Genomic DNA, 1557 nt, shown 5'->3' with positions numbered 1-1557 from the left:
GTCAGGAGTGGCTGCCACGGAAGCGGCGAGGGTGGCGAGATGGCCGGCCATCCGCTCGATCCGCGCCCGATCGAACAGATCCGTCCGATACTCCAGCGCCGCCAGTACCTCACCGCCCGACTCCGCCGCCGTCAGCTGAAGGTCGAACTTCGCGTCCTGGCCGCCCACCCCGACCTGCTCGACGTCGAGTCCCGGCAGGCTCCACGCGTCCCCGTCCGGAGTGTTCTGGAACACGAACAGGGTCTGGAACAGCGGGTTGCGCGACAAATCGCGGTTCGGGGCCAGCTCGTCGACGAGCCGTTCGAACGGCAGGTCCTGGTGGTCGTAGGCGCCCAGTGCCGTGTCCTTGACCCGGTTGATCAGCTCGGCGAACGTGGGGTCGCCGGACAGGTCGGTCCGCATCACCAGCGTATTGACGAAGAAGCCGATCAGGTCTTCGGTCTCCGCGCGGTTGCGGCCCGCGATCGGGGTGCCCACCGCGATGTCGTCCTGGCGGCCGTAACGGGCCAGCACGACCTGGAACAGCGACAGCAGCGTCATGAACAGGCTCGCGCCCTGCCGTCCCGCCGTCGATCGCAGCTGCTCCGCCACCTCGGCCGGCAGCGAGAAGTACACGGTGTTCCCTGCGGCGCCCTCGCGCTCGGGAGGCCGTACGTGGTCCGTGGGCAGTTCCAGCACCGGCACGCCGGCCAGCCGCTCCCGCCAGTACGTCAGCTGCTCGTCCAGGAATTCGCCGGTGAGCCGGTCACGCTGCCAGACAGCGAAGTCCGCGTACTGCACCGGAAGTTCCGGCAGCGACACCTCGCGCTCGGCCAGCGCCGCGGCGTACAGCTCACGCAGCTCCCGCGCCAGAATGCCGGAGGACCAGCCGTCAGACACGATGTGATGCAGCGTGATCAAGAGGTACTGGTCGTCCTCCGCGACACGGACCAGGTCCACGCGCAGCAGCCGTCCGCCATCCAGCTCGAACGGGCGTCGCGCTTCCGCTCCCATGATGTCCTGCGCGGTCCGCTCCCTGTCCGCAGGTGTGGCGACGGCCCGAACGTCGTGCACCACCGGGGTGACCGACCACGGCGCCTCCACGATCTGCGACGGGCGGCCGGAGTCGTCGGTGACGAAGCGGGTCCGCAGGATTTCGTGCCGGGCCACCAGAGCGGTGAACGCGGTGCCCAAGGCGCTGGCGTTGAGCTCGCCGCGGATGCGCAGGCCGAAGGGCACCAGGTACTCGGCACTTCCAGGCGTCAGCTGATCGAGGAACCAGAGACGCTGCTGGGCGAAGGACAGCGGCAGCGAACCGTCCGTACGGTCGACCGGTACGAGCGGCGCCTCGTCGGCCGTCGCCAGCTCACGCATGGCGGCAGCCAGAGTCGCCGGGGTGGGTGAAGTGAAGAGGGTGCGGACCGGCACGTCGATGCCGAGCTGCTGCCGGATCCGGGACGTCACCTGCGTCGCGAGCAGTGAGTGTCCGCCGAGTGCGAAGAAGTTGTCGTGGATGCCGATGGTGGTGATGCCGAGGATGTGTGTCCAGATGGTGGTGATGAGGTGTTCGGTGGTGGT

The 1557-nt window shown here is 68.7% G+C and carries 1 protein-coding gene; it reads right to left on the bottom strand.

Features of this window, described 5'->3' with window-relative positions:
• A partial coding sequence (locus ACIQM0_RS39315; RefSeq protein ID WP_401296060.1) for a condensation domain-containing protein occupies positions 1 to 1557 on the bottom strand: 1557 nt, incomplete at both ends.

Source organism: Streptomyces sp. NPDC091387 (genome assembly GCF_044756945.1).
Lineage (GTDB): Bacteria > Actinomycetota > Actinomycetes > Streptomycetales > Streptomycetaceae > Streptomyces.
The sequence above is the reverse complement of the archived record's forward strand: the minus strand, read 5'-3'. Positions and strand labels throughout refer to the sequence as shown.